Genomic DNA, 19,882 nt, shown 5'->3' on the forward strand with positions numbered 1-19,882 from the left:
CGCAGCGGCGGCTGATGGCCGTTGGCGGTCCACCGCCAACCAGCACGCCGCTGGCGCCCCGAAGGTTAGTAGCTAACGGAACAACACGCTAGGCGGCTGACCGACGACGCAGCCCCGCCGCCAGCAGGCACGACGCCAACAGCGCCAGCACTCGGCCAAGCGGCTCGGGCGCCACGGCCGCCTGGGCGCCGAGCGTCGACTCGTCCCTGGCGGTCGCTGCGAGCGCGGCGTCGGGGGTGACGTCGGTGGAAACCCCGCCGCCGGCCTCGCTGATCGTCGCCAGGTAGGCGTCGAGGCTGTCGCCGAGTGTGGCGTAGCCCGCCACGTCGATTGCGAGCGACGACTGCCGTTCTGTCAACGACTACAGACGCGACGCGAGCCGCTCGGTGGTGTTCTCGAGCCGACTCACGGCGTTCGTCAGCCACCCGTCCGCGTCTGCGGTCACGGAATACTCCTCCAGCAGCAGCGTGTAGTCTTCGAGCTCCTCGGTGGTGAAGGTGATCAAGGAATCGAGCCGGTCGAGCCGATGCTCGGCAGCGTCAACAAAAAAGCCTCACCGCGTGACGAGCCGCTCCAGGCTGTCTAGGACCCCCACGTAGTTGTCCGAGGCGTAGTAGTCCTCAATCTCAGCCAGGCCGGTGTCGTAGTCGTCTACGATCTGGGCAAACGCGTCCTCGAAGTACGACTGGAGGTCGCCGTCGTAGTCCCAGCCACGATGGCCGTGAATCGAGAAGTCGTGACCGCCGCCATGGCCCCGCCCGCACAGGCCGCGCCCGTCAAAACTAATATGATCGGCGGCGGCCGGAACCGCCAGCAAAAGGGGGAGCGTGCCCGCTAGAATCAATTTCATCGGAAGGTTCCTCGTTGGATTGTCGCGGTAGTCACGCGGAGAACGCCGCAAGACGCCGCCCGGGTGGTCGGTTCGCCGTCCCCGGGGCGCCGCAAGAAAAAGCCAACGTGGCGTCCCTCGTGGACCAGGTCGTGCAGGCCACCCGAGCAACCGTCGCGGCCGTGGCGGGCGGTCTTCTCGCCCAGTCCAAGCTCGAGCGGTCCACCAACGGCCGTGTTCTCGGCAAGGGTGATGGAGTCGTTCTCGCTGGTGCTCATGACACTGACGTTGCCGTCGATGGCGCCGTTGCGCGCGGCGGTCATAAGGTGGCGGTCGACCGCGCCGGCGATGTCGACTGAGTTGTCGCCCCCCAAACGCACTGAGACTCCCCCAGCAACCACCGCGCCCTCGGCGATCGAGATCAGGTCCGCGCCGTCGGAGCCCCGCACCGAGAGCGAGCCGACTTCGCCGCTGACGGCGAGCTCGTTGGCTCCACCGCCCAGCCACACCGACGCCCGCGATCCGATCGTCGAATCGATCGCCACCGAGTCGGCGCCGTCCCCCCCGCGGTAGACGAGCGACTCGACGATCCCGCCGGTCAGCTCGAGCAGGTTATCGCAGTCGCCGAGGTCGGCGTAGATCCGACATCGACGCCTGGTCGGTGCGTGACGGGTTCAACCTTATTACTCCCTGCGCCGCCAACGGACCGAGGCCGTCGGCCTCGGTCCATTGGCAGCGCAGCGATCAATAGTCGCTTACAGAGTGCGGCTACGAGGGGGTGGCCTGCCCGCCCTGCTCCGCGGCGTCGGCGATGGCAAGCTGCAGGGTCCCCGCGTCGCACGGCTTGTTGAGGAACCGGAAGACCCGCGCCTCGTGCATCGCTTTGACGAAGGTCTCTTTATCCGTGTTGCCGGTCAGCATGATGAAGGTCGAGGCCGGCGCGATCTTCCGCGCCTCGGCGACGAACTGCAGCCCGTCCATCGCCGGCATCCGCATGTCGGTAAAGATGATATCGTAGGGGCCATTGTTGGCGATCGTCTCGAGCGCTTCCTTGCCGGACTCGGCCGTGTCGAGATCGTAGTCGAAGCCGAGCAGGCGCTCGATCCCGTTCAAGATGGCGCGCTCGTCGTCAACAAATAGCAGCTTGAAGTCCATGTCAGTTCGTCCCCATTTTTAGGTTGCGGTGGTCGTTGTTTCGTTCGCCGCCTCACCGGCGGCGGCCAGCTCGACGGGATTCGTGTCGTGCTCAAACCCGGGCGCGTCGTTGGGCTCGATCGGCAGGCTGACCGTGAAGACCGCGCCCTGTTCGGGCGCCGACTTGACGTTCACCCGCCCGCCGTGCATGTTCACCACCACGTTGTGGGTGATCGCCAGCCCCTGCCCCGTTCCCTTGCCGACTTCTTTGGTCGTGAAGAACGGGTCGAACACGCGGCGGCGGATCGCCTCGGGGATCCCGCAGCCGTTGTCCTCGACCTCGACCTCCACCATGTCACCGGCGCGACGGGTGCGGACGGTGATCTTGCCCAGGGTGGTCTCGCCGAACCGCTCGCGAACCGCGTCCGACGCGTTGACGACCAGGTTCAGCAGCACCTGATTCAATTCTGCCGCGAACGCCGGCGCCGCCGGCAGCTCCGGGTCGAGTTCGGTCTCGAGCTCCGCCGTGTACTTCCAACGGTTCCGCGTGATGGTGATCGTGCTCTCGACCGCCTCGTTGAGGTTGATCGGCTTGCGTTGCTGCCCCCCGGGGTGGGAGAAGCTCTTCATGGCGTTGAGGATCCCGACGACCCGGCCGATGCCCTCGCGGCTCTCCTCCAGCGCGGCGGGGATCTGGTTGAGGATGCGATCAACCCGGTGCCGCTTCTTGATCTCCTCGAGCTGGTCGCGGCGCGTCTGCCAGTCGAGCGGCTGGTCGTTGAGCAGCAGTTCGGTGAAGCAGTCGTAGACCGCAAACAACCGCTCCATCGCCATCTCGAGAAACTCGGCATTGCTCGACACAAACTGCATCGGCGTGTTGATCTCGTGGGCGATGCCGGCCGAGAGCTGACCCAGCGACTCGAGCTTCTGCGAGCGGCCCAGCTGCTCTTCCAGCCGCCGCATCTCGGTGAGGTCGGTTGCGAACAGCACGTAGACCGACTGCTCCTTGAAGGTCGCGAGCGATACCGCCACCTGGACCGGGTAGGTCGAACCATCGCTGCGGCGGTGCTCGGTCCGCAGCTCCACCCGCCTGGCGGTCCCGTCGTACAGCGGACCGAGCAGCGCCGGCATCGCCTCGGGGGCGAGGTCGGGGCTGAGGTCGCCCGGGCTGAGGCCGAGCAGCTCTTCCTGGCGGTAGCCGAGGTTGGTGCGGGCGCCCTCGCTGACCTGCAGGTACCGCAGCGACCCGCGGTCGCACACGTAGATCTCGGTGGGAGACTCGCGGATAATGCGGGCCAGCTCGAGCGCCTCGCGTTGGGTTTCGGTCGACTGCTGGATGCTCCGTTTCACCAGGGCGTAGACCCACGCCGAGGCGACTCCAAACAGCACCGACGCCACAGCCGCAAACCCGATCAGCGTGTGCGACACACCGCGGATCATCACCGCGTCCATCTCCGACGCCTGGGCGTGCAGCCTCGAGACCGTGGCGCCGACCCGCTCCTCGGCGTTGCGGCAGCTCCTGGAGATCTGCTCCGCCTGACGCTGCGTCTCGCGCAGGGTTTCGGCCTGAGCAATCTGACGGAGCTCCTGCACGTACAGCCCGTCGTCCGAAGTCACGAGCATCTGGTGCGCGAGATCGTCCCGCACGCCAGAGCCGAACAGGCTCTCCTCAAGCTGCTGGAGCCGCGTGCGAAACTCATCGGCGTTTCCACGCAGGCGGTAGCTGTTCTGACGAAGCCTGCCGAGCGTCAGTCGCAGCCGGTTGTCTTTGTGGCTGCGGAGGTTGTCCGCGTCGCGGAGTCCAAACATCTTCTCGACGTCAACCACGAGTTCGTGGAGGTCGTCTCTTAGCTGGTACAGGCTCCGCCCCGTGCGGTAGGTCTCGGTGTAGTCATCCAGCGCGGCGGCATCGACAACGGCTTCGTCGCCCCGCGCCCGGATCAGCTGCTTCGCGACTTGCAGCCGGTGCCGCCCAACTTCCTTCTGGACAAGACGCGCGAGCGTAGCAAGCTCTGCCCGCGCCGCGTCCTGCAGCTGGGCGCAGCGCGTCTCGATCGTGGCGGCGAGGGTGCTGGCGTCCCACGCGTCGGAGAGCGCGCGGTGTGTCTCACGCAGCCCGCTTTGCAGGCTTGCAATCGCCGCGTCCTCGCCGGCGTCGTCGACGGCAAACCGGCTGAGGCAGTCACGCAACCGGTCGGCGCCCTGATCGACACGGACCTGATCGAACGGCCGTGGCGGAACGGTCCCGGCGTTCGCAGCGCCCGGCAGCGACGACCGCAGACGCAGGTCAGATAGCCCCTGCATCAGGTCAAGTCGGTAGTTGCGGAGGTCACGCAGGGTATCCGCCACGCCGGCCCTGGCCTGGTTGAACTGCTCGTAGTGGCTCTCGACCGCCCGCAACCGTGCCCCGACCGCCGCCAGCACGGCGCCGCCGGCGGCAACGCCAAACAACGCGACCAGCAGCACCAACCGCGGGACCTTGGAGGTCGCCTCTTCTGCCCCAGCTGCGCTCACTCTCGCACCTCACGATCTCGTAGGGTTGCCCACTCCAATGGCCGGACTTCGCCGGATCGGATCTCGGTGGGCCAGACGCGGTGGCACGCCTGATGGTCGTTGGGCGTCAGGCAGAGCTCTTCGCCGATCCCCAGGTCAAACCGGCCCAACGCCACGAGAGAGTCCACGACCGACTCCCGATCGATGGGCCCGTCGATGCCTGCCAGCGCGCGGAGCAGAATCCGGGCGGCCAGGTACCCCTCCAACGACCCGAACGACGGTTCGATGCTTTTATCCAGGGCATTGATTGCCCGGAGGTACTCGTCGACCGCACTCAGCTCGGCGCCGTAGTGCGGAACCACCTGGGTGATGATCACGCCATCTCCAACGGGTCCGAGGGACCGCATCAGCGGGTTGGCGCCCACGAACGAGACGTTGAGGAAGAGCGGATCGAGGCCCGCGTCCTTCGCCAGGCGGATGAACGCGGCGCACGGCTGGTAGGCCCCTACCATGATCACTGCCCGGACCGGCGGTTCCGCCATCAGCAGGTCCGCCACGGCGGTCTCGACGTCGACTGTGTTGCGGTCGTAGCGCGAGTGCGTGACCGCGTTCTCCTCGGCCAGGCCGTGGCGGCGGAGGGTCTCGACGCCGCCGAAGTAGCCGGCGTCGCCGTAGGCGTCCCGCTGAGTAAAGAACCCGAACTCGTTCGGCGCGACGCCGAGGTGCTCGATGAGCGCTTCAACCATGGCGGACGTCTCTTCGGCGTAGCTCGCGCGGTAGTTGATGACGCAGCGGTCCGGGGGCGTCTTGCGCAGCACTCCCGCGCCGGTGTAGGCGCCAAAGAACAGCGTCTTTTTCTCGATAGCGACCGGCGCCGCGACAACTGCCGTGGGCGTGCCGACATTGCCGATGATGCCGAGCACCCGCTGCTGATCAATCAGCATTCGCATGTTCGGCGCGGTCAGCGCCGGCTCGTACCCGTCGTCCAGCACGGCGAGCTTGACCTCCCGCCCGTGGACGCCACCGTTGAGGTTCGCCTCGTTGAACGCGGCCAGCACGCCGTCCCGCATGTTCTTGCCGAGCTCCGCGGCCGGTCCGGTAGTCGCCGTGCTCATCCCGAACAGGAGCTCCCCCTCGCCAGACGCCGCATTGGCGGGCCAGCACGTGATGAGGAGCGCCAGCAGCAAGCTGCGAGACGCGGGTATCGGGGATGACATCGACTTGCCTTAAAGGGCATGGCCTGGCGTGGCGAACAAGACGCCTTGGACGGGGCACGCCCCGCCAGCCTGTAGTTCCGGTCGATCCGCCTACACGTTTCGACAAGAAACCCTAGGGCGCCCGATCGCCCCGATCGCCCCGCTCGCCTGCTGGCCCGCTGCTTCGTGGCTTCCCACATGCCGACCGCGCAGGATCGGCCCATCGCAGCCCCGCCGATCGCTCCAATGATTCGGGATCCCGACCCGGCAGACCGCGGCATCCCCGCTCACCCCTAGTGACCGAACCGACGACCCGCCGGATCGATCGGCCGAGCCGGTAGGCACATCTCCGCGCCGTTCGCTCTGAGCATGTCCCCGAACACGGCGCCGTTGGCGCCGAAAATGACGCCGAGAAAGACCGCAAGGCAGGGTGCCGCGTAGGTCCGGCGCCGGGCGACGAACTAGAAGGCCTGAAACTCGACCTCGAGTACAGGGGCGACCTCGGGGCCTAGCTCGTGTTCGAACGAGGCGGTCTCGCGGTAGGTGTCCGGGCTGCTGGTCCGCGATGAGATGCCAAACACAATCGTCCCCTTCTCGCGCCAGCGGGGATGGTCCACCAGCTCCTGCACCAGATCACGCAGCTCGGGAGTCACTGAATCGCTGGTGCGGGAGTTCTCGTACCAGTCCGAGCCAGGCCGCCAACCGATGCGGGCCTCGTCGCCAGTAAAGCGGCGCGAGATGTCGTGCGGCAGCTTCAGGAAGGTGCGGGCCTCGGGGTCCTGCTGACACGCGATCGAGAGCTCGGGGGAACCGGCCGGCAGCTCATCGCCGACAAACACAATCCGCGCCGAGCGGATGCGGGCGCCGCGGGGGATCGGCAGATCGCAGAAGCGGATGCCGACCAGCGGGTGCATCTCTTGCTGCTTGTCGTAGCTGAAGTCGAGGTCGCGGCTCGCCACCATCACTTCGCCGGTGGCCACGTTCTCTTCGGCGTCGTCGCTCGTGGTGGCGACTGCCTGCCGGATCAGGACCGGCTCGGACGGGGTGAGCGAACGAGCCAGCAGATTGGCGTCTGCGCAGACAACCGCCGCCAGCGCGACCGCGCCGGCGCCCGCCGCCCGGCACGAGGCGTACGACCGCCTCTGGCGGCGGGGGCTGATGATCGAGATCAGACGACTGTGGAGCGTCGACTCGGGCCGCCACAGCGAGCGGCCCGACCGACGCCCGGGCGTGTCCACGGGGCGCCGCGACGGGGTCGCCGACAGGGCGAGCAGCCCCCGCTGGTCGCCTAGCGGCTGTCTCTCAAACGCCGAGATCAGCGTCTCGGCGTAGTCACGCGGTGCGTAGCCCGCCGCCAGCACCGCGTCGTCGCAGGCCCGCTCGCTCTCGAGCGCCAGCCGGCCCGCTAACCACCAGACCATCGGGATCGGCCAGTAGACCGCCACGGCCAGCCGGGCGAGGATGGTGGTCTGCAGGTCGCGGCGTTTGAAGTGCTGCAGCTCGTGCAGGACGATCTGCATCTGCTGCTCTACCGGGAGCTCCGCGACATCGCCCCCTACCCGGATTACCTGCCGCCGGACGCCCTGGATCGAGGCCGAAGAGGCCTCGCTGTCAACGATCAGCACCGGCGGCCGTGCGATGCCGAACTGGGCGGCGAGCGCCTGGTAGAAGCCTGGGCTCCAAGGCGTCCGATCCCGGACGAGCCGGTGGGTCTGCAGCTCCATGCGGAAGATCCGCAGCGCGTGCTGCAACAGCAGCAAGGCCGCCCCTATCATCCAGACCGTGGTCAGCGTCTTCAGCACCGCGACGCCGATCGCAGGCATCGCGTCCTTAATCGAAACTCCCGTCAGAGCGCCTCCGCTGACCAGCGGTAGTCCGAGCAACGCGGCGAATCCTACCAGCAGCACAAAGTGACGATCCCGAGCCGAGACGCCCTTCAGAGCAACCCCGTACAGGAGGTGCAGCGAGGCTAGGAACAAGGCCGCATCGAGCCCGCAATCAAACAGCCAGGCGTAGTAGGCGAGTTGACCGTTGGACATGACTATTTACCCGGGCGGGTCCTCGCTGCGGTCCTCTGCCAGCAGCTTGCGGACCTGCTCAATTTCTTGCTCTTGCAGCGGCTGGTCCTTGCTCCGCAACACGCTGGTGAACCCCAGCGCCGGCGACCCTTCGAAAAACGCCTTGAGGACTTCCTTGAGCGCGGCGACCCCCTGCTCCATTTTGGGACCCGTCGGCGCGTAGAGGAAGCGTCTGCCGGCCTTGCGGGGCGTGATCAGATCCTTCTTGGCGAGCGCGTCGAGCTGCCGTCTAACCGCGTTGTAGGAAGGATCGGCCAGGTGCTCTCGAACGTCGGCGACCGACGCCTCGCCAAGCTCGAACACAGCGTAGAGAACCTCCCGTTCTCGTCGAGAGAGTTGATTCACTAGCGTCTTGCTCATGTCCCCAGCTGCTCGGCGCGATGTTGTCGGCATGGTCGACCCGCGGCAGGTCGCAGATTCCTCCTGATTTTCTAACCGTCCGTCCTGCCTGGTTGCAAGTAACACGGCCATTTTATTTGCACATTTTTGTGCATTTCCGTATTTCATTCTCTGCCGGGTTGGCTACCATCGGGGCACAGGCGAGAGGAGCAAGGCGGCGCGCCCCAACCACGGCGCGCAGAGTATTGGTAGTTTCTATGTAATCCCTCACCGGGCCATGCCGCGCCGACGCGGCGTTTGATCCCTTTCGTTCCGCACCGCGCGGTCGCCTGATCTATCCTGCTCGCGCCTTCTCGTGCGCAACAGGCAAATCAGGGCGTCCTATCGGCAACCCCTGCTACCACTCCGAGGTAATGACCCAATGAATCGCACCCTGATCCTCCTTGCGGCCTGCGTAATGGCCGCGATCCCCGCCGTGCTCTCGGCACAGCCCTTCTATTATGTCGGCCCCGCGGGCGGCGACTTCTTTGACCAAGCCAACTGGAACGACTCCGCCGACGGGCTGGGCGCGTTCCTCGCCACGCCCGTCATCGACGGCGGCACTGGTGCGATCGAGCTCGCGTTCATCGTCGACGGCGACACCGTCAGCGCCGGCGCCGATGTCGACTTCGGCATGGGGTCGTTGACGCTGGGTCCGGGCGCCTCGCTGGGCGTCGGCAGCGGCGGGTTGGTGTTCGGTTCTGGCAGCAGCTTCATCATGGACCAGGCGAGCCTTGCGGTCGACGCGGGCGGTTCTGGGCAGATTGCTTTCAACGGCGGATCGTCGATTTCGCTGAGCGGATCGAGCGTCACCGCGAGCGACGACATCTTCTTCCGCGGCGAACTGACGATCGCCGGCTCGATGATCGAGAGCACCGGCGATGATATTGAATTCCAGAGCAGCGCGATGGTCGTGTCGATCAACGACAGCGACTTCCTCGCCTCGAGCACCGGGTCGGGCGGCGGCTTCGATCAGGTGATCTACTTCCGCACCTCCACAGACGCGGTCTTTGGTTCTACGTTCCGCGGCGGGCGGTTCGGTGTACTCACCGACGGCGTGGGCACGACAACGCTCTTTGAAGCTACCGACTCGATCTTTGAGTTCGACGGCGACGTGGAGAACATCTTTGCTTCGTCCAACGGCGGCGTGCACCAATTTTCGCTGCTCGGTGATTCGCGGCTGGTCGCCGATCAGTTGCAAAGTGGCATCGCACTGTTTCTCGGCGGCAACTCCACGGCCACTTTCACCGACGACCTCGACGACGCCGACGGCGACTCTTGGCTCACCGACAACGCGCTGGTGCGTCTCGACTCGACCGGCGCGTCGTTGACCTTCGCCAACGACCAGACGGCCGACACACGGTCACGGATCTTCAACGGCCTGGCGCCGACGACCTACGCCCTCGACCCGAGCGGGTTCTCTCCGAACGACTGGGACGGCGTTTCGGCCGTGACGCTGCGGCTGGTGCCGGAGCCGGGATCGGCGGTGCTGGCGATCCTCGGCGGCCTGGGCCTGGCGGCCGCCGGACGCCGTCGCGCTGGTTAGGCTCGATCGTCACGAAGTGAAAACCCTTCCTGCAGGGCCTCCGCCAATGCTACGAGTTCTTCGGTGTTTCAGTCGGCTTGCGGCCGGGCTGGCGGTTGCGCTGGCGCCGGCCGCGGCCCTCGCAGTGAAGATTCCAATCCCTGGCGTGAGCCAGGCCGAGGGGGATATCCCCGTCAACGGAGTCGACGCAATTGCGATCAGCCCCGATGGCGTCACGATCGCGTTTGTGGCCAACCTTCAGCCGGGTCTAGAAACCGACCGCCTCTACACGACTACGCTGGCTGGCGGCGTGATCAACCAGGTCGCGACCAGTTCGGAGGTCGACGACATCCCCGCGTTCACGCCAGACGGTCAAACGATTGTGTATGTCGATTCCGACGGCGGGGTCGACAAGGTGCATCGCGCTCCGACATCGGGCGGCGTCGGGACTGTGGTCAACGACCTCGTCGTGAGCTTCGGCTTCCGCCTCGGCTCCAATGGCCAGACGGTCGTAGCGCTGACCCGCGACGGCGTCGACGACGTGCTGCGGTCGTTTCCGCTTGCCGGCGGCTCGGTGACCACCCTTTCCACGGTTAATGGTCAGGGCGACGCCGACACCGAGACCTTCAACCTCAGCCCCGATGGGTCGACCGTGTACTTCGCGACCGACAACGCGCTCGATTCGGCGAATGAGACGGCCTTGTTCTACGTGCCGGTCGCGGGCGGCGTTCCGACCTCGATACCGCTGACGATACCGGCCGATCGGCTGAGCAACTTCGATATCGACACCGTCGCGTTCGACGGGACCAACGTCGTCTTCAAGGCCGACTACTCCGTCAACGGCGAGAACCGGCTACTCCGGCTCCCCCTCAGCGGCGGGATGCCCACAGAGATTGTTGTCGACGATTTCCCGTCTGGTTCGGATATCGACGATTTCGTCATCTCACCCGACGGCAAAACAATTGCCTTCACGGCCGACCTGGAGACTATCGGCGTTTTCGAGGTGTTCGTTGTGCCGATCGCAGGGGGTGAGGCGATCAAGATCAACAACGAGTTCACCGCCGAGGCGATCGACCTTGACATCACTGGCGACGGGGTGCCCGATATCTCGGACGGGGTCATCGACAGCGACGTGCTGCGTGAGCCGCTCGGCCGCTCGCTGGTGTGGACGCCCGACAGCCGCCAAGTGCTGTACCTTGCCGACGGCGAGGTGAACGAAGCCTACGAGATCTACCTGGTCGACAACCCACTCTACGAGGCGATCCCCGGCGACTACAACGCCGACGGCCTCGTCGACGCGGCCGACTACACCGTTTGGCGTGACACCCTCGACTCGACGACGGACCTCCGCGCCGATGGCGATGGGAACGAGGTCGTCGACGCCGGCGACTACACGCTTTGGTCCCAGAACTACGGTGGCCCAAACGCCGCCGCGGCCAGCGCGTCACTCGCGTCCGCCCCCGAGCCGACAACACTCGCGATCCTCCTGATCGCGGCCGGCGCGACCGCGACGCGGCGTAGCCAATCCGGAAACCAAGTCGAGTCTCTGCACCGCGACAGGAGCTGACCAAGTGAAATGGAATGGTAAGCGTCCCACCCAATTCGGGTCGGGCGGCCGGCGTGGTTTTACGTTGGTGGAACTGCTGGTCGTGATCGCGATCATCGGGGTGCTGGTCGCCCTGCTGCTGCCCGCGGTGCAGTCCGCCCGCGAGGCGGCGCGGCGGTCGCAGTGCACCAACAACCTCCGCCAGCTGGCGTTGGCGGTGCTGAACTACGAGTCGTCGCGAAGCGAGCTCCCGCCGGCAGGGTCGTTCGGACCCAAGCCCGCCTCGAAGACGGCGTCCGTCAACGAGATTTCCGGACTGAACCACAGCTGGGTCGTGCTCATCCTCAACGAGATAGAGGAGCGGGCGATCTACGACCAGTTCGACATCAAGTCGGTGAACGTCGCGTTGACGCCTGGATCGCCGGCCGCCGCCCAGCCGGCGTCGCTGCTGTGCCCGTCGGCGGGATCCGACGGAAAGTACTACGAACACCGGCTGATCAAGGCCCCCGACGGCGAGCCGTCGCGGTTCGGAAAGGGCAACTACGCCGCGTACGTCAGTGTGTACCACTCCAACAAACTCGGTTTCCCCGGCGCCCTGCCGCTGTTCGGGCAGAAGCTCCGACAGGTGACCGACGGGCTCTCCTCCACGCTGCTGGTCTCCGAGGTACGGACACGCGACCTGACAACCGACGTCCGCGGCGCCTGGGCGCTGCCGTGGTCGGGCGCGTCGGTGCTGGCGTTCGACATGCACAGCGAACAGGGTCCCAGCAACATCGACGGCTTCGAGCCGATCCCTGATTGGGCGACCGATGGTCTGGCCCGCACCCCGAACGCCGCCATCTACGACTCGATCGACAAGTGCGCCGACCAAGAAGCGGCCTTCTTCGAGGGCATGCCCTGCTCCGGCGACGGACGCGAAGGCTCCGGCTCGTTCCGCTCCGCGGCGCCCCGATCGAACCACATCGGCGGCGTCAACACAGCATTCCTCGACGGGCACGTCGGCTTCGCGGCCGACGACATCGACCCGATCGTCATGGCCTACCAGGTCTACATCCGCGACGGCCAAACGACCCTGGAGCAGCCTTGAGCAGAAACTCAGAGAGCCAATCGGCCGCCGCATGGATCGGCTGCCTCGTGCTGGGGACGCTGCTGCTAGCGGCCGGCTTCATCATTCCGCGGCTGGGAGGCGCGCCTACGGATGACGCCAAGTCGAAGGCCGCCGAGTTCCTCGAGGCGTCCCACGCGATGGAACAGGCCGCCTCGGCGAAATCGAAGGAAGAGCGTACCCGTCGGATGGCGGAGGTCCGGGACCAGTACCGCCAGGCCCGCGAGCAGGCGGTTGAGGCCCGGTCGTCGGGCGGTTCGGGCGCGTTCTGGATGAAGGTCTGCGGCGGCGTGCTCGCGGCGGTCGGCTGCTTCGGGGTCTTTTCACGCGGCGCGTCCTGAGCGCCATCCGCCGCCCCTCCCCTGGTGATACCGAGTGAACGACCGTTGAACCGCGAACACCGCCATCGTCGATTGAGGAGTCTCGCTGCCTGCCTGCTGCTAGCCGTGGCGTGCGGCGTCGGCGGCAAGCGGTGCGTGGCGCTGCAGATCACCCTCGATTTCTCCATCGACGCCCAGAACGAGAACTGGTTTGACCCGCTATCGCCGATCGGGCAGGTGCGGCGGGGCCTGGTCGAGTCCGCTGCTCAGTTCCTCTCGGACATCATCGTCACCGACGACTGGACCGCGGCGGCGACCGGGTCGGCCCCTCTGACGTTTACCGACATCGCGGCCGGCGTCCTGTACGGCGTTGACGGGCAGCCGATCGCCGGCGTCGCTGAAACCGACGGCGCGGGCTACAGCTACTCGGGAGCGAGTGGGGTCCCGACCTCCAACCGCACCGCGGCGGCCGCCAACGAGTATGTCGTGTACGTCGGTGCGTTCGCCTTCGACGCCGGGGCGACGGCCAGCGCCAAAGGGGGCTGGTTCGGGGGAGACCGCAACCCCGCGGGCGCCGCGGGCCAGGCGTTCAACTCTTGGGGCGGCCGGGTTTACTTCAACACCAACAAGACCTGGTACCTCGGCCAGAACCCCGGCGCCGACCCCACCGACAACTACGGCATTCAAGACAGCAGCAAGAACCCCACGCAGGACAGCAGCAGCGACAACTGGGACTGGTCGACGAGCTCCGACTCCTGGAAGGGCTTTGACCTGCGCTCGGTGGACGCCAACGCCTCGGGCAAGACCGACCTCTACGGGACCGCGTTGCACGAGCTGCTCCACGCCTTGGGCGCAACTTCAAGCCCGATCGAACAGTATGTGGGCGTCGACAGCGGCGGTGATTTCGTTGGCTCGAACCTCGTGCAGGAGCACGGCGGACCCGTCCCCGGCGACGGCGGCCACTTCGAGCAGAACCTGCAGTCCGTGGTGTGGGGTTCGGACGGCATTGTCTCCGAGGCGTTGCTCGATCCCAACTCGACTTCTGGAGTCCGCAAGTACCTCACCGCCGTCGACGCCGCGCTGCTCAAGGACCTCGGCTACGACGTGCTCGATACGTTTGCGCCGGCCGGCCTGGCAGGCGACTACAACCTGGACGGGCTCGTCAACGCCGCCGACTACACCCTCTGGCGAGATCAAACCGGAACCGGCCTGCTGGCCGCGGACGGCAATGGGGACGGCGAGGTCGACCGTCTCGACTACGACTTCTGGAGCGGGCGTTACGGAGCCGCCTCCGGCACTGCGTCATCGGCGGCGGTCCCCGCTCCTGCCGCAGGTTGGCTGATGGCGCTTGGTGCGCTAGCGCTTGCTTACGCAGGGAGGGTACGATGAACAGCCGCCTGGCGACACTCGCCACGCTCGTTCTGCTGCTGGACGTCGGCCACGCCAGCGCCGAGATCGAGCTCTCGATCGACGCCACCCGGGCGCCGCAGGGTCTGCTGGCCAGCGAGGTAGTGCTGCCCGCCAAGCCGGGTGAGAATTACTTTTGGCACCCCAACTGGCTGCCCGGCGTCAGCGGCGCCACCGAGCAGATCAGCAACGTCGTCGGGCTCGTATTCGAAGACGCCTCGGGCGAGCGGCTGCCCTGGCGCCGCGACCCCAAGCGGGCCAATCTGTTCTGTGTCACGGTCCCGGCGGGCGCCGATTCGGTGCGCGCCCGGATGCAGTACGTCATGAACCACCCCGACAGGCTCTCGTCGGCGGTAGACTGCTACGGGTCGGAGAGCCTGCTGGTGCTGAACTTCAACTGCTGCCTGCTCTACCCAGACGTCCCCCACCCCGGCGACCTCGACTACCGGCTCCACCTAGGCCTGCCCAACGGACTACAGCACGCCTGTGCCCTGAGAGCAGAAAAGAATGAGGCGGGCAGCCTCGACTTTCAACGCACGCCGCTCCAAAGGCTTATCGACTCCCCTCTTGTCGCCGGCAGCCACTTTAAGGAGCTGACCTTCACCAGCGACGCCGCCCCTGCCGCGCGGGTCTGCTTGTTCAGCGACTCCGCGGACGGAACCGCCATCGGCGCCAGCCGCGAGCGGCAACTCGGCCGGATCCTTCCTCAAGCCGAGCGGCTGTTTGGTGGGGCGCCGTTCCCCTCCTACATGTTTCTTGTCGTCTGCACCGACCAGACGCCGCGGTTCGGCCTCGAGCACCGCGAGTGCTCGCTGATGACCCTCCGGCCCGAGGCGCTGGTCGACAACCAGCTCTTCAGCTACCGCCCGGCCTACCTGCTCCCGCACGAGCTGGCGCACGCCTGGTGCGGCAAGCTCAGAACCCCCGAGGGGATGCTCTCGGACGACTTCCACTCGCCGTTCGATACGGAACTGCTGTGGGTCTACGAGGGGCTGACACAGTACCTGATGCAGCTGATCGCGGTCCGCTCGGGCCAGGTCGACTTCCGGCACCATCTCGGGTACCTGGCGGACCGCGTGGCGGATCAGGCCCGGCGGGAGGGCCGCGTCTGGCGTTCGCTCGCCGACACAGCCATCGCGGCCCGGACGCTCCGCGGCCAGGACCACGAGTATCGCGACCTGCGTCGCGCTCAGGACTACTACGATGAGGGCGCCCTGTTCTGGCTGCGGGTCGATTGCGCGCTGCGGGACTCCACCAACGGCGAGGCCTCGCTCGACGACTTCTGCAGAGCGTTCTTCCGTGTCGGCTCAGAACGTGGGCCCCGCGGGTTCGATGTCGACGAGATTGTCGCCACGCTCGACTCGCTCAGCCCGGGCCCCTGGCGGGGTCTCATCAACCGGCTGATTTACCAACCGCAGGGGACGCTCGACCTCGCCGTGCTAGAAATGGCCGGCTACCGACTCGCAACCACTCCCGTCAAACCTAGCCACCTAGACGCGTACGAAGCGGTCTGGGGCTTTGCGTCGGCAGAGCGATCGATCGGACTGATTGCCGACAAGCATGGAACCATAAAACACCTGCTCCGTGGCGGCGCCGCCGACGACGCGGGGCTTACCCTCAAGAGCCAAGTGGTCGCCGTCAACGGGCGTGACTACTCGCGGAGCCGCCTGCACAAGGCAATCGCGGCCAGCGACTCCGACCAGCCGATCGAGCTAATCGTGAAGGACGGCCGCGGCTACGCCGCCCGACAGATTGACTATACCGGTGGGGCTCGCTTCCCCACCCTCGAACGCGATCCCGCGCGGCCCGACCTGCTTCGTGTAATCCTGACACCGCTGCCGGCGTCCCCCCAGCAGCGTCAGCCGGTTGCAGGCGAGGCGTCCGAGGGGTTCGACAAGCTCTTCTAGGTTTTCGAGGGCGTCCCGGACTCCGGCCGATCCGCCACGCTGCAGGCGTGGTTCAGTTGGCTCGCCAACCGTCGCGGGAGCCTCGCCTGGCTGGATCGCCTGGTATTGAGACCGCAAGGCAGCCGTTATTTGGGGAGGTCATACCGGCGGCCAAGATACTGCGACACGCTGGCGATCTCGTCGTCGGTCAGTGCGCGGTTGTAGATGAGCAGCTCGCCAATGTCGCCCTCGAACACGCCAACCTCGCTATCAAAAATCGGGTGGCGGCCAATCAGCTTCCGTGAGGTGATCGCGATCGGCTGATCGGACGGAGATTCTGCCTCTTGAGCCCCGTCGATGAAGAGGGCCATCTGCCGTTCTTTCAGGCTGTGGCGGAAGGCGATCACCAGCGGCCGCCCCTTGTCGACGCGGTCGCGAGCAATCACCTCGGCGAAAACAGTTTCACGGCGTCCCTCGGTCAGGCCCGCGAACAGGTGACCCTTAGCCGAGAAACGCCCGTCTCGGTTTTCGTCGTCGAGGAAGATCTGAAATACCGACGGGGTGATGGCTCCGCCGAGCGGGCCGACCTGGCGTTGGGGCGGGCCGTTGTAGTTGAGAATCTGCTGGAACGCCGGGCTAGTCGCGTTCAGGCTGCAAACGACCACCGCCGTCTGCTCGTCGGTCGTGTAGAGCGGCGGTGTCAGCAGGAAGCACCCCGGCTCGCCGAAGCGTATCGACGGCCGGCCGTTGAGGCCGTTGGCCGTCAGCAGCGGCCGGTACTGCGGCGCCGGCTGCAGGGCGTCGTCGGGGTAGGTGTTGGCGTCGATCACGAGGTCTCGCCAGCACTCCACCCTGCCCTGCGGATCCGTTTCCACGAACCGGTCGGCCGCCAGCCACAGCACCAACTCGTCCCGCACCGGCAGCGCTGGGACGTCGCTGCTGCCCAGCAGCTGGCGCCGGCGCCAGGCGAACTTCGCCTCGTTGGCCTGGAACTGATCGAGGGTGACGCCGGCGACCGAGTAGCGGCAGGCCTGGTCCTTCGAGAGCACGATCGACTTGGTTTTCTGCCGGTCGCTGTTCGCAGGCTGGAAGGCGACCTCACCCTCGAAGACGTGGACCTCGGAGCCCCCCTCGTTGTCGACCGACACTCCGAATGCGGTGCCGAGGTCGATCACGACGCCGCTCGGCGTGGTCACCTTGAACCCGAACGTGGCTTCTACCGAAACGTCACCCACGAGCAGACCAAACGAAGAATCGGTTTCGATAGCCAGTTCGCAAGGACCACGGACAGTGACCTGGGCGCCCGAACCGAACACGAGCTCGGCGCGGCCACTCTCGAGTCTCAGGTGCGTTCCCGGCGCGAGCGGGGTTCCCTCTCGCAATGACGCGTCCTTCCAGACGCCGCCGATTGCTCGGCCGACGTAGGCGACGCTCGTCACCGCCCCTTCAGAAGCAGTTTCTTCGGCGGCCTGACGGGCGTTGGCGATTGCTTGCGGCTGTCGCTCCGCTCCAGAAAACCAGGCGGCTATCCCAATGGCCAGCAGCAGGCCCGCTGCAAGGGACGCCCACCGCCAGTCGCCAATCTGGGGGTGGGCTTGCCTAGACGGGTAGGTCGATTGCTGCAGGCGCGAGTCCGGGAAGACCTCCCGGGCGTCGGCAAGACGCTCGGCGTCACGCAGTTCGGCCTGGGCGACAAACCATTCGGCAAACAGCCGCTGGTTCTCTTCGGACTCATGGAACCACGCCTGCACCTCCTCGAGCCCGTCCTGGCTGAGCGCACCATCGGCGTAGTCTTCCAGATGACCAAAGATGTGTTCAGGTATCGACATTGAGTTGTTGTTTGTTTCTGCGGGCTCGGATCCGGGTCGGTTGGCTACCTTGCCGCCAGACGGTGGTGCACGCAGTCGCCGAGGATTTTGCGGACCCTGAATAACTTACCTTTGATCGCGGGAACGGACTTCCCGAGCGACCTCGCAATCTCGGTCAGGTTCATGTCCCGCCCGTACCGCATGGACAGCAGCGACCGCCGCTCGCCCGACATCGCCGCCAGGCACTCGTGCAGAGCGTCCCGGCGACGGTCGTCGCCGATAGTGGGCGTCGCCTCAAGGTGAGTGGCGACAACCCGCATCATGTCTTCGCCGAATGCCAGTCGGTCCCGCCGCTGTTTGCGGAAGTACATCAAAGCCTGGTTGCGGGCGATGCCCAATGCCCACGCGACAAACGGCCGGCCCTGATCGTGCTTGTGGTAGTTCTTGGCGACCGCCACCGCTACTTCCTGCAACAGGTCCTCGGCGTCGTGGATCGAGCCCACCGACGCAATCAGTTGGGCGAAGACCGCGTGCCTGGCGTTCTCCCAAAGCGCAGCGAGCCCGAGTTCGCTCTCGGGCCGATCCGGTGGATCTGAGCCATGCGACGCAAGCTTGTCTGGGTTTTCCATCGCCCGTTGAATGCAGTGAGTTGAGGAGTTCGCGTACGAGATTGCGAATGTCTACGCGGCAAAGAAGCCCTGGCTGGGAGCTTCCGAACACCGGTACGACCTGCCGCTGGTCGGCTTGGAGCCATCGCCTGCGCAATGTCCAGCGGTTCTTCGTTGAGGGCAGAACGAGTCGCACTAACCTGCCTTCCCTCTTTACTAAGTTGCCGCTGGCGCCGTTTGGTTTCAAACGAAGTAGGTGAAAACTCGGGATTGGAAATTTTTCTGTTTTCGGCGCAACCTGCAAGGACCAGCGGCAACTTAGAGGGTGCGGGGCCCTGCTCATGGCCTCCCTAACTCATCGCAAGACTCGTCGTCGCCCGAGCGGTCGTCGGAACGTCCGCTCTGCCAACACGTTACCGTGTTCGCCGCCGTGCTCCTCGCGTTTCGTACGCTACCGCCGCGGCCAGCCGCACACCGTAGACAGGACTCGTCGATGGAACCCAACCCACCAAGGCAAACGGCCGTGGGACACCGCCGCCGACGGCCCGGCTTCACGTTGGTCGAGTTGCTGGTCGTGATTGCGATTATCGGAGTCTTGATCGCCCTGCTGCTGCCCGCGGTGCAGGCGGCCCGCGAGGCGGCAAGGCGTAACTCGTGCCAGAACAAGCTTCGCCAGCTGGGAATCGCCACACAGAACTACGAGAGCGCGCGGGGCACCCTGCCGCCAGCGCCCGCGGGGGGCCTCGATGGCAGCACCTACTACATCCACATCCTGCCGTATATCGAGGCCTCGGTGCTAGCCGACCTGTACGACCCCAACGTGCAGCCGCGGAAGCAGCTCCGCAATGTCTTCAGCAACCCCGACCCCTCGATGCTGTGCCCGTCGGACGAACCAGTGCAGGTGCTCTTCGCCCAGGGGTTCGACGCCGCCAACGCCGGGGTCGGCGACACCGCCTACGACTACAAGGGGAACTACGGGATCAACTGGGGGACCGGCTACTTCGACCAGTCCCGCGCCGTCTGGGACTTTACGTCCCTCTCAAACCAGCCCGGCAGGCCAGGCCCCTTCGAGCCAGCCAAGACTATCAAGCTGCAACGCCTGACCGACGGCGTCAGCAACACGCTGCTGCTGATTGAGATTATCGCGGCGCCCACAGGAGGCCCCGACGAAGGGGTCGCCGGCATCGATCGCCGCGGCCGGCTCTGGATCCCGGGGTCCGCGACGCACCAGATCTCAACGCTCCTGTCTCCCAATAGCACGCCTTGTCAGCAGGCTGGCGGCGGACGCGGCGGCGGGTCGGTGACGGTCGACCCGAAGACCGGCTGCGGCAAGGACCGCGGCTTCTGCATCGACCGGCCTGATCTCGGGCTGCACTGCGACCGCGGCAACGCGGCCGACGCCTACACCCTCGGCGGGCGTAGCAACCACACCGGGGGGATCAACGTCGTGCGCTGTGACGCCTCGGTGCACTTCGTCAGCCAGGCGATCGACCTGCCCGTGTGGCGGGCGCTGGCCAGCCGCGCGGGCGAGGAGATCCCGAGCGAGCAGTAACGCGAGCACCGGGCCGC

Annotated in this window: 18 protein-coding genes; 7 read left to right on the plus strand and 11 right to left on the minus strand. The window is 66.3% G+C overall.

Annotated features, from left to right (window positions below; genetic code table 11):
• Positions 1–88: 88 nt before the first annotated feature.
• The 9 genes from Pla123a_RS09565 to Pla123a_RS09600 form a co-directional block, all read right to left on the minus strand.
• The gene (locus tag Pla123a_RS09565; protein WP_146586285.1) at positions 89–358 is read right to left on the minus strand and encodes a hypothetical protein; all 270 of its coding nucleotides are present in this window, start codon (positions 356–358) and stop codon (positions 89–91) included.
• Positions 359–361: 3 nt separating this feature from the next.
• On the minus strand, positions 362–505 hold the full coding sequence (locus tag Pla123a_RS24550; RefSeq protein WP_197527830.1) for a hypothetical protein: 144 nt from the start codon (positions 503–505) through the stop codon (positions 362–364).
• Between the two features lie 48 nt (positions 506–553).
• Complete coding sequence (locus Pla123a_RS09570) at positions 554–850, minus strand: hypothetical protein (RefSeq protein ID WP_146586287.1); 297 nt, start codon at positions 848–850, stop codon at positions 554–556.
• Complete coding sequence (locus Pla123a_RS09575) at positions 847–1,374, minus strand: hypothetical protein (RefSeq protein WP_146586289.1); 528 nt, start codon at positions 1,372–1,374, stop codon at positions 847–849. Before Pla123a_RS09575 ends, Pla123a_RS09570 begins: the two co-directional genes overlap by 4 nt.
• A gap of 223 nt (positions 1,375–1,597) precedes the next feature.
• Positions 1,598–1,984 (minus strand): response regulator, encoded by a 387-nt coding sequence (locus Pla123a_RS09580; protein WP_146586291.1) that lies wholly within the window; start codon positions 1,982–1,984, stop codon positions 1,598–1,600.
• A gap of 18 nt (positions 1,985–2,002) precedes the next feature.
• On the minus strand, positions 2,003–4,477 hold the full coding sequence (locus Pla123a_RS09585) for a PAS domain-containing sensor histidine kinase (RefSeq protein WP_146586293.1): 2,475 nt from the start codon (positions 4,475–4,477) through the stop codon (positions 2,003–2,005).
• On the minus strand, positions 4,474–5,673 hold the full coding sequence (locus Pla123a_RS09590; RefSeq protein ID WP_231956377.1) for an ABC transporter substrate-binding protein: 1,200 nt from the start codon (positions 5,671–5,673) through the stop codon (positions 4,474–4,476). The genes Pla123a_RS09585 and Pla123a_RS09590 overlap by 4 nt, the downstream gene beginning before the upstream one ends.
• A gap of 440 nt (positions 5,674–6,113) precedes the next feature.
• Entirely contained in the window at positions 6,114–7,691 is a 1,578-nt protein-coding gene (locus Pla123a_RS09595; protein ID WP_146586294.1) for a M56 family metallopeptidase, read from the minus strand.
• Positions 7,692–7,697: 6 nt separating this feature from the next.
• The gene (locus Pla123a_RS09600; RefSeq protein ID WP_197527831.1) at positions 7,698–8,090 is read right to left on the minus strand and encodes a BlaI/MecI/CopY family transcriptional regulator; all 393 of its coding nucleotides are present in this window, start codon (positions 8,088–8,090) and stop codon (positions 7,698–7,700) included.
• A 400-nt stretch (positions 8,091–8,490) separates the two neighbouring features.
• Here Pla123a_RS09600 and Pla123a_RS09605 point away from each other — a divergent pair, with 400 nt between their 5' ends.
• The 6 genes from Pla123a_RS09605 to Pla123a_RS09630 all read left to right on the plus strand — a co-directional run bounded on the left by Pla123a_RS09605 (position 8,491) and on the right by Pla123a_RS09630 (position 15,918).
• Positions 8,491–9,654 carry a hypothetical protein gene (locus tag Pla123a_RS09605; protein WP_146586298.1) on the plus strand — a complete coding sequence of 388 codons (1,164 nt, stop codon included), beginning with the start codon at positions 8,491–8,493 and terminating at the stop codon, positions 9,652–9,654.
• A gap of 124 nt (positions 9,655–9,778) precedes the next feature.
• Positions 9,779–11,200 carry a PEP-CTERM sorting domain-containing protein gene (locus tag Pla123a_RS09610; protein WP_197527832.1) on the plus strand — a complete coding sequence of 474 codons (1,422 nt, stop codon included), beginning with the start codon at positions 9,779–9,781 and terminating at the stop codon, positions 11,198–11,200.
• 4 nt (positions 11,201–11,204) lie between these two features.
• The gene (locus tag Pla123a_RS09615) at positions 11,205–12,266 is read left to right on the plus strand and encodes a DUF1559 domain-containing protein (RefSeq protein ID WP_146586838.1); all 1,062 of its coding nucleotides are present in this window, start codon (positions 11,205–11,207) and stop codon (positions 12,264–12,266) included.
• A complete protein-coding gene (locus Pla123a_RS09620; RefSeq protein WP_146586302.1) occupies positions 12,263–12,625 on the plus strand; it encodes a hypothetical protein in 363 nt (120 codons plus the stop codon). The genes Pla123a_RS09615 and Pla123a_RS09620 overlap by 4 nt, the downstream gene beginning before the upstream one ends.
• Before the next feature lie 72 nt (positions 12,626–12,697).
• Positions 12,698–13,993 carry a hypothetical protein gene (locus Pla123a_RS09625; protein ID WP_146586304.1) on the plus strand — a complete coding sequence of 432 codons (1,296 nt, stop codon included), beginning with the start codon at positions 12,698–12,700 and terminating at the stop codon, positions 13,991–13,993.
• Entirely contained in the window at positions 13,990–15,918 is a 1,929-nt protein-coding gene (locus Pla123a_RS09630; RefSeq protein WP_146586306.1) for a M61 family metallopeptidase, read from the plus strand. Before Pla123a_RS09625 ends, Pla123a_RS09630 begins: the two co-directional genes overlap by 4 nt.
• A 125-nt stretch (positions 15,919–16,043) precedes the next feature.
• Here the strand turns inward: Pla123a_RS09630 and Pla123a_RS09635 are convergent, their stop codons facing one another.
• Positions 16,044–17,726 carry a LamG-like jellyroll fold domain-containing protein gene (locus Pla123a_RS09635; protein WP_146586308.1) on the minus strand — a complete coding sequence of 561 codons (1,683 nt, stop codon included), beginning with the start codon at positions 17,724–17,726 and terminating at the stop codon, positions 16,044–16,046.
• A 44-nt stretch (positions 17,727–17,770) separates the two neighbouring features.
• A complete protein-coding gene (locus Pla123a_RS09640) occupies positions 17,771–18,334 on the minus strand; it encodes a sigma-70 family RNA polymerase sigma factor (RefSeq protein WP_146586310.1) in 564 nt (187 codons plus the stop codon).
• A gap of 472 nt (positions 18,335–18,806) precedes the next feature.
• On the opposite strand from Pla123a_RS09640, the gene Pla123a_RS09645 reads away from it, so the two are divergent.
• Positions 18,807–19,865 (plus strand): DUF1559 domain-containing protein, encoded by a 1,059-nt coding sequence (locus Pla123a_RS09645; protein WP_146586840.1) that lies wholly within the window; start codon positions 18,807–18,809, stop codon positions 19,863–19,865.
• The last annotated feature ends 17 nt before the right edge of the window (positions 19,866–19,882 follow it).

This window comes from Posidoniimonas polymericola (assembly GCF_007859935.1).
Classification (GTDB): domain Bacteria; phylum Planctomycetota; class Planctomycetia; order Pirellulales; family Lacipirellulaceae; genus Posidoniimonas; species Posidoniimonas polymericola.

Bases quoted from the DNA above. Each gene is read 5' to 3' on its own strand.
- Pla123a_RS09600 (WP_197527831.1), bottom strand. From the start codon at position 8,090: ATGAGCAAGACGCTAGTGAATCAACTCTCTCGACGAGAACGGGAGGTT.
- Pla123a_RS09605 (WP_146586298.1), top strand. From the start codon at position 8,491: ATGAATCGCACCCTGATCCTCCTTGCGGCCTGCGTAATGGCCGCGATC.
- Pla123a_RS09630 (WP_146586306.1), top strand. From the start codon at position 13,990: ATGAACAGCCGCCTGGCGACACTCGCCACGCTCGTTCTGCTGCTGGAC.
- Pla123a_RS09580 (WP_146586291.1), bottom strand. From the start codon at position 1,984: ATGGACTTCAAGCTGCTATTTGTTGACGACGAGCGCGCCATCTTGAAC.
- Pla123a_RS09640 (WP_146586310.1), bottom strand. From the start codon at position 18,334: ATGGAAAACCCAGACAAGCTTGCGTCGCATGGCTCAGATCCACCGGAT.
- Pla123a_RS09590 (WP_231956377.1), bottom strand. From the start codon at position 5,673: ATGTCATCCCCGATACCCGCGTCTCGCAGCTTGCTGCTGGCGCTCCTC.
- Pla123a_RS09645 (WP_146586840.1), top strand. From the start codon at position 18,807: ATGGAACCCAACCCACCAAGGCAAACGGCCGTGGGACACCGCCGCCGA.
- Pla123a_RS09570 (WP_146586287.1), bottom strand. From the start codon at position 850: ATGAAATTGATTCTAGCGGGCACGCTCCCCCTTTTGCTGGCGGTTCCG.
- Pla123a_RS09595 (WP_146586294.1), bottom strand. From the start codon at position 7,691: ATGTCCAACGGTCAACTCGCCTACTACGCCTGGCTGTTTGATTGCGGG.
- Pla123a_RS09635 (WP_146586308.1), bottom strand. From the start codon at position 17,726: ATGTCGATACCTGAACACATCTTTGGTCATCTGGAAGACTACGCCGAT.